Origin of the sequence: Burkholderia sp. E168m23 (genome assembly GCF_016586125.1) — a bacterium.
In the GTDB taxonomy this organism is placed as follows: Bacteria; Pseudomonadota; Gammaproteobacteria; order Burkholderiales; family Burkholderiaceae; genus Burkholderia; species Burkholderia orbicola.
This window is the reverse complement of sequence record NZ_BCPP01000309.1, coordinates 1-6975: the sequence shown is the minus strand read 5'-3', so window position 1 is coordinate 6975 and position 6975 is coordinate 1. Positions and strand designations below refer to the sequence as shown.

The following is a 6975-nucleotide window of genomic DNA, read 5'->3' as shown; positions in this document are numbered from 1 at the left end:
TCGCCATCGGAATCCCGTACGTGACGGGCGGCACCATCAGCGGCAGCAGGAACACCAGCAGCGCGAAGCGCTTGCCGCGGAACTGCACGCGCGCGAGCGCATACGCGGCCGGCACGCCGAGCGCGATCGACAGCAGCACGACCGCGCCGACCACTTCGACGGTCACCCACAGCACGCTCGCGAGCTGGAAGTCGTCCCACGCCTTCGCATACCAGTGCAGCGTGAAGCCCTGCGGCAGCGGCGTGCCGAACCAGCGCGTCGCGACCGAGTTCACCGCGACGGTCGCGATCAGCAGCATCACGTTCAGCAGGAAGAACGCCATCAGCCCCCAGACGAGCGCCTTCCATGCGCGGCCAGCGAGATTGCTTTTCATCCGGTGCGGTTTCCTTGCATCGACGGGCCGCGCATCGGGTGCGTCGTGCTTCGGCGGCCACGTGCGGGCGGCATGATCGTCGGTCGCCATCAGCCCTTGCCTCCCGTCACCGCGCCGGTATAGAAGAAGCGGCGCGCGCCGAGCATCGACGCGACCACCAGCAACTGCACGAAGCCCATCACGATCGCGATCGCCGACGCGAGCGAATAGTCGTAGCTTTCGAACGCGGCTTCGGCCGCCGCGATCGAGATCACGCGGGTCGGGCCGGCCGGCGCGCCGAGCAGCACGGCCGACGGAAACACCGAGAACGCCTGCACGAACGACAGGCATGCGGCCATCGTGAGCCCCGGCACGAGCAGCGGCAGGTAGATCTGGCGAAACTGCTGCCACGGGTTCGCGCCGAGGGTGGCTGCCGCGCGCGCGAGGGTCGGGTCGATGCCGCTGATGTACGACAGCATCAACAGGAACGCGAACGGAAAACCCGACACGATCAGCGACAGCAGTACGCCCCAGTAGTTGTGCGTGAGGCGCACTTCGTCGGTGTACAGATGCAGCCCCTGCAGCGCCTGCGGAAACCAGCCGTTCGGCCCGAAATACGTGAGCATCCCGTCGGCGACGAGCACCGTGCCGAGCGTGACCGGAATCACGAGCAGCGTCGTGACGAACTTCTGGTACGGCGAATTGCGGCGCAGCGCGAACGCGACGGGCACCGCGATGCCGACGTTGAGCAGCGTCGCCGGCACCGCGAGCTTCAGCGTGACGAGCACGGTCGGCCACATCGCGGTGTCGGTGAAGAACTGCACGTAGTTCGCGAGCGCGCCGCCGCCGTTCGTCGCGTTCGTCGGCTGGAACGACAGCACGAGGCCGTACGCGAACGGATAGATGAACAGCGCGGCGATGAACGCGAGTGCCGGCGTGACGAGCCAGGCTTTCGCGTCGCGCGGCGCGCCGCCGGTCGCGAGCGTGCTCATGCGGCCTCCGGGCGGGATGCCGCCGCGCGTGGCGGGTTGCGCGGGCGGTTCATTGCGCGTCTCCCGCATAGACGAGCGTGCGCGTGGGCGCCACGCGCAGCCGCAAGCGCTCGCCTTGCGTGAACTCGCCGGCCACGCGGGCCCAGATCGAACCGAACGGCGTGATCGCGCGAATCAGCGAGTCGCGGCCGCCGTACTCGACCGTCTCGACGGTCGCGTCGAACGCATTGTCGGCGCCTTCTTCCGCGCGCTCGATGTCGTCCGGACGCAGCGCGACCACGACGTCCTTCGCGTCGAAGCCGGCCATCGGTACGCCGGTGAGGCGCACGCCGCCCGATGTGACGTTCACGTAATCGCCGGCCATCCCTTCGAGCGTAAACGGCAGCACGTTGCGATAGCCCATGAAGCGCGCGACATGCAGGTTGTGCGGGCGCGTATAGACGTCCTTCGGCGACGCGACCTGCTGCACGACGCCCTCCTTCATCACGACGATGCGGTCGGCCATCGACAGCGCCTCGTCCTGGTCGTGCGTCACGTAGATCGTCGCGCGTTCGAGCTGCGTGTGGATGCGGCGGATTTCCGCGCGCATCTCGATGCGCAGTTTGGTGTCGAGGTTCGACAGCGGTTCGTCCATCAGCACGAGCGGCGGCTCGATCACGATCGCGCGCGCGATCGCGACGCGCTGCTGCTGTCCGCCCGACAGTTGCCCGGGCAGCTTGCCTTCATGACCGACGAGCTGCACGAGTTCGAGCGCCTGCTGCGCGCGCCGCCGCGTTTCCTGCTTCGCCACGCCGCGCATCTTGAGGCCGAAGCCGACGTTGTCGAGCACCGACATGTGCGGAAACAGCGCGTAGTTCTGGAACACCATCCCGAAGCCACGACGCTCGGGCGGCAGCACGTCGATGCGCGTGTCGTCGAGCCAGATGCCGCCGCGCGTGAGCGGCTGCAACCCCGCGATGCAATTCAGTGCCGTCGATTTGCCGCAGCCCGACGGGCCGAGCAGCGCGATGAATTCGCCGCGCCGGATCTCGAGGTCGAGCCCGTTCAGCGCGGCGACCTGCGCGCCTTGCGCATTGGTGAAACTGCGGCACACGCCGTCGAGCCGCAACCGTTCGAAACTGTGCTTCATTCCACGAACTCCGTCGACGCGGGCGCCGCGACGCCCGCCGGTTCAGGCGTCACTTCGATTTCTGCGAACCAATCTCGCGATCCCATTTCTGGAATGCGGCGACCATCGCCTGCGCGTTGAGCGGCTGCACGTGTGGGCGATCGGCGAGCAGCTTTGCGTATTCGGGCCGGCCGAATTTCCTGATCACTTCCTGGCTGTGCGCGGGCGCCATCTCGAGCGTCACGCCCTTCACCGCCGGGCCCGGGTAGAAGTAGCCGTCGTCGTAGGTCATCGCCTGCTGCGCCGGTTCGAGCAGGAAGTTCATCAGCTTGAACAGCACGTCGAGCTTTTCCTTCGGCACGCCCTTCGGGATCACCATGTAGTGCGCGTCGTTGACCCACGTCATGTTGTCGAACGCCTGGATCTTGAACTCGGCCGGCACGATGCCGAGCGCGCGCGGGTTCAGGTCCCAGCCGGTGACGGTCACGGTCATGTCGCGCGTGCCTTCGCCGAGCTCCTTCATCACCGCCGACGTGCCGCCCGGGTAGTACGGCACGCATTCGTTCAACTGTTTCAGGAACGCCCAGGTCTTGTCCCAGCCGTTGATCGGGTCCTGCGGATTCTTGTCGCCGAGCACGTACGGCAGCCCCATCAGGAACGTGCGGCCGGGGCCCGAGTTCGCGGGGCGCGCATAGATCAGCTTGTTCGGGTGCGCCTTGCACCACGCGAGCAACTGGTCGGGCGTCTTCGGCGGGTCGCTGACCTTCGCCGGGTTGTATTCGAGCAGCGGGCCGGCCGGCATGTAGGTCACTTCGAGGCCGAAGCCCTGCGCGAGATCCTGCATCTTGCGCGGGCCCGGCGCGTACTTGTCGAGCACGCCGGGGAGCGCGGCCGCGTTGTCGGGTAGCAGCTTCTGCCACAGGTTCTGCTCGATGCCGGCGGCCAGCGCGTCGGTGCCGGTCAGCACGAGGTCGATGTCGGAGCGCCCCGCCGCCTGCATCGCCTTGATCTTGCCCGGCAACTGCGGCGCGGGTGCGTTCGTGAACGTGACGTTCGCGACGAGACCCGGGTTCTTCTCCTTGAACGCCTCGATGGCCTTCTGCGTGAGCTGCAGGTTGCCGGCGACGTCGACGATGTTCAGCGATACGGGGGCTGCCACGGCCGCGGCGGCCGACAGCGTGAAGCCCAGTGCGAGTGCGATCCGGCGGACGCGGCGAGCGATCGGGGTGGTGTTCATGTCTCCTCACTTCGGTCGGTGGATGGGACCTTTCTTGTCAGGAAATCATGACGGCGTTATACGATGTCGGTCAACAAAAAACCACCAGATTCGGGGCGGGACTTTCCCTGACAAAAAGCTTCCGTTTGTCGAGGAAATGCGCGGTGGTCGAGGCTGGCGGTGGGAGTAGAGTCGATTGATGCAGGGTGTTAAGACGTCGTATCTCGTGCGAGACGAAACGCACCGGGCCGTTTGCGGTCCGTCGGCCGCCGGAAACACGTTGCCCGCCGTGTCTTGCGGCACCGTGAGCGGCGCCGAACACGGCGATCGTGCCGAATCGCCGCCGGCCGGCCGACCCCTGCATCGATTCCCCGGATCGGCTACAGTGGGCGCTTTCGGCGCGCTCCGCCCTGCCGCCGCGCCGCGAACCGTGCGCGAGCGCGGCGGCCCGGCGGAGCGCGGATCATTCACTTCGACGAGCGAACCTTCATGCCCGATCTGTCTGCCTTCCCGATCACGCAAAAATGGCCGGCCCAGCACCCCGACCGTCTCCAGCTCTACTCGCTGCCGACGCCGAACGGCGTCAAGGTGTCGATCATGCTCGAGGAAACCGGCCTGCCGTACGAGCCGCACCTCGTGCGCTTCGACACGAACGACCAGTTTTCGCCCGAATTCCTGTCGCTGAACCCGAACAACAAGATCCCCGCGATCATCGATCCGAATGGTCCCGACGGGCAGCCGCTGCCGCTGTTCGAATCGGGCGCGATCCTGATCTATCTCGCGGACAAGACGGGCCAGCTGATCCCGAAGGATCTCGCGGGCCGCTACGAGACGATCCAGTGGGTGATGTTCCAGATGGGCGGCATCGGGCCGATGTTCGGCCAGCTCGGCTTCTTCCACAAGTTCGCCGGCCGCGATTATGAGGACAAGCGTCCGCGCGACCGTTATGTCGACGAGTCGAAGCGCCTGCTCGGCGTGCTCGACGCGCATCTCGCGAATCGCCAGTGGGTGATGGGCGATACCTATACGATCGCCGATATTGCGATCTTCCCGTGGGTGCGTAACCTGGTTGGCTTCTATGAGGCGGGTGATCTGGTCGGGTTCAGCGAATTCCGGAACGTCAAGCGGGTGCTCGACGCGTTTGTTGCGCGGCCAGCTGTTGCGCGGGGGCTCAATATTCCGGCGCGGGGCTGAGTGACCGGGCGGCAGCGGGCATGCCGTCCGCGGCCCGCGCCACGCTCGAGTCAGGCCCACCGCAATGCGCGGTGGGCATTTTTTTTGCTCATCATGAATTTTCGGGGAACGCTGGGAACACTGTCGGTGTTTGGCCAAAAGCGGCCATCGAGTGGGTTAGACAGTTTCTAGAGATCGGAGCCTCATAGCGGTGCCGGGATGGTCTCTCGTACTCCAACTCCATCATGGCTCGGAAGAAACATTATTGATGCAGTGAATTGCCTGTTGAGGACATGTCAACTGGAAACCGTGACGTGTGCAAGTCGAGTATAATTCACCGAACCAATCTATCCGACGAGCGTCATTTTCGATTGGACGCCATTGAAAACAGGGCGATGAGCAGTCGACGGTGGCTTGAGGGCGATTTCGACAATAACGGGGATCGTGGATACTATGCTTTTAGCTTTTCGGGCCTCTTCGGCCTTTGCGTTCATCCTTGCCGTCATTTGGGTAATTTTCCGACCCGGCTTCGACTCGGCCGTCGCCGCTTTAGGTGCGCTCGCAGTCCTCATATCAGCATTTCTAGTCACAAAAATGCGTGCTGGCCGGCGCCCGCAATCGCAAGACGTTTCGGGCGGCTCGATAGGAATTCAAGCTGGCCGGGACGCGAACGTAAATAAAATCAATCGGTGAGAAACACGATGATCGGGGACAAACAAGACCAAACCGCCGCGACCGGGGCGGTCGCGATCCAAGCTGGCCGAGACGTTAACTACCACGGTCTTTCTGTCGCCGAAGTTCGCGAGTTGTGCGCACTGTTCTTGCGGAGCAACTTTCCCGAGCTTCGTGAGGAGGCTAAGCGGACAGCTGAACAACACGTTCGTGATTTTGCGTCCACGCTTGAGCAGAAACTCATTCACGAAGCTGCTTCTATCGTTCTCGACAAGTTTCGAGAGCCCGATGTACAGGCGGCAGTCAACGACGCAGTTCAAGCTAGCGCCCGTAAAGGGACCGCCGCGAACCCGCAAGTCTTGTCCTCGTTGATTGCTGAACGTGTTTCTACACAATCAACGGACTATAAAGACACGGTGCTGTCTGAGGCAGTGACTGTTGTCCCAAAGCTAACCGCTCCGCAAATTGCTCTAATTTCATTCTATCATTTCGTCACATCGGTGACTGTCAACGGCCTTCCATCGGCCGCCGGATTGGAGGCGTTTGCGCGCCCTATAGTCAATTCGACAAAGACAGGATTTGATCTCTCGATATCGCAGAAGCAACATATTCAATATGCTGGAGCCTGCTCAATAAACGCGGTGGTCAGTGGCGACATTTATGAGGCCGTGCGCGCCAACACTTACGCCTACTTTGGGTATGAAAACGTAGCTTCTTTCAAAGAGGGCTTGTCAAAACTGGCACCGTCGTATCTCTTGTTGTTGGATCAATTTACAAAAGAAAATCTGTTCACTATTAACCTCACCAGTGTCGGACAAGCTATCGCAATAGCAAACCTTTCCGCAATTCTTGGTAAGCTAGATTATTCGATTTGGCTGAAGTAACGCGGAGTATCCTCTGCAGCGCGACGCCGAACGAGTGACCGCTTTAGGTAACCTCGAAGGTCAGGTCTGGGTCGGCAAGCGACGTCCACGAAAAATTCACGAAGAACTTTTTTGCCTGCCGCGTACGTTTCCATCACGCATTCTTCAACGCGGCGTCCCTGCCTCCCCTTCTGGCGTCGCACGTTCCAGCCCCGCCAGCAACTTCCCCAGCAGTTCCGACAACTGCGCCTGTTCCGCATCCGACAACGCAGCCAGCACCGCACGCTGATTGTCGATATGCGCAACAACCGCCTCATCGATCAGCGCCCGCCCGGCGTCGGTCAGCGCCACGAGCGTGCCGCGCCCGTCCGCCGGATTCGGCCGACGCTCGACCCACCCCGCCTTCTGCAACCGGTCGATGCGTGCGGTCATCCCGCCCGACGACATCATCAGCGCGTCGTACAGCGCGGTCGGCGTCAGCGCGTATGGCGCACCGCTGCGCCGCAGCGTCGCGAGCACGTCGAATTCGCCCGGCTGCATGCCGTAGCGCGCGAACAGCGGATTGAGACGGTCGCGCGCGATCACGAGCGCGGCTTCCT

The 6975-nt window shown here is 63.3% G+C and carries 7 protein-coding genes; 2 read left to right on the top strand and 5 right to left on the bottom strand.

Translation table 11 applies throughout. The features are described 5' to 3' along the window. The 4 genes from JMF90_RS17215 to JMF90_RS17200 form a co-directional block, all read right to left on the bottom strand. Positions 1 to 463, bottom strand: a 463-nt coding sequence (locus JMF90_RS17215) for an ABC transporter permease (protein WP_374104241.1), incomplete at its 3' end; no start/stop codon positions are given. Then, a complete protein-coding gene (locus JMF90_RS17210; protein ID WP_006483578.1) occupies positions 463 to 1344 on the bottom strand; it encodes an ABC transporter permease in 882 nt (293 codons plus the stop codon). The genes JMF90_RS17210 and JMF90_RS17215, both read right to left, overlap by 1 nt. 49 nt (positions 1345 to 1393) lie before the next feature. After that, the gene (locus JMF90_RS17205; protein WP_054927839.1) at positions 1394 to 2473 is read right to left on the bottom strand and encodes an ABC transporter ATP-binding protein; all 1080 of its coding nucleotides are present in this window, start codon (positions 2471 to 2473) and stop codon (positions 1394 to 1396) included. A gap of 49 nt (positions 2474 to 2522) precedes the next feature. Beyond that, the gene (locus JMF90_RS17200) at positions 2523 to 3689 is read right to left on the bottom strand and encodes an ABC transporter substrate-binding protein (RefSeq protein WP_011545418.1); all 1167 of its coding nucleotides are present in this window, start codon (positions 3687 to 3689) and stop codon (positions 2523 to 2525) included. 468 nt (positions 3690 to 4157) lie between these two features. Here JMF90_RS17200 and JMF90_RS17195 point away from each other — a divergent pair, with 468 nt between their 5' ends. Next, entirely contained in the window at positions 4158 to 4862 is a 705-nt protein-coding gene (locus JMF90_RS17195) for a glutathione binding-like protein (protein WP_054927838.1), read from the top strand. A 680-nt stretch (positions 4863 to 5542) separates the two neighbouring features. Next, positions 5543 to 6397: an LPO_1073/Vpar_1526 family protein gene (locus JMF90_RS17190; RefSeq protein WP_082409321.1), complete on the top strand. Its 855-nt coding sequence runs from the start codon at positions 5543 to 5545 to the stop codon at positions 6395 to 6397. A gap of 144 nt (positions 6398 to 6541) precedes the next feature. On the opposite strand, the gene JMF90_RS17185 is transcribed toward JMF90_RS17190, so the two are convergent. Next, a partial coding sequence (locus JMF90_RS17185) for a MarR family winged helix-turn-helix transcriptional regulator (protein ID WP_201325255.1) occupies positions 6542 to 6975 on the bottom strand: 434 nt, incomplete at its 5' end.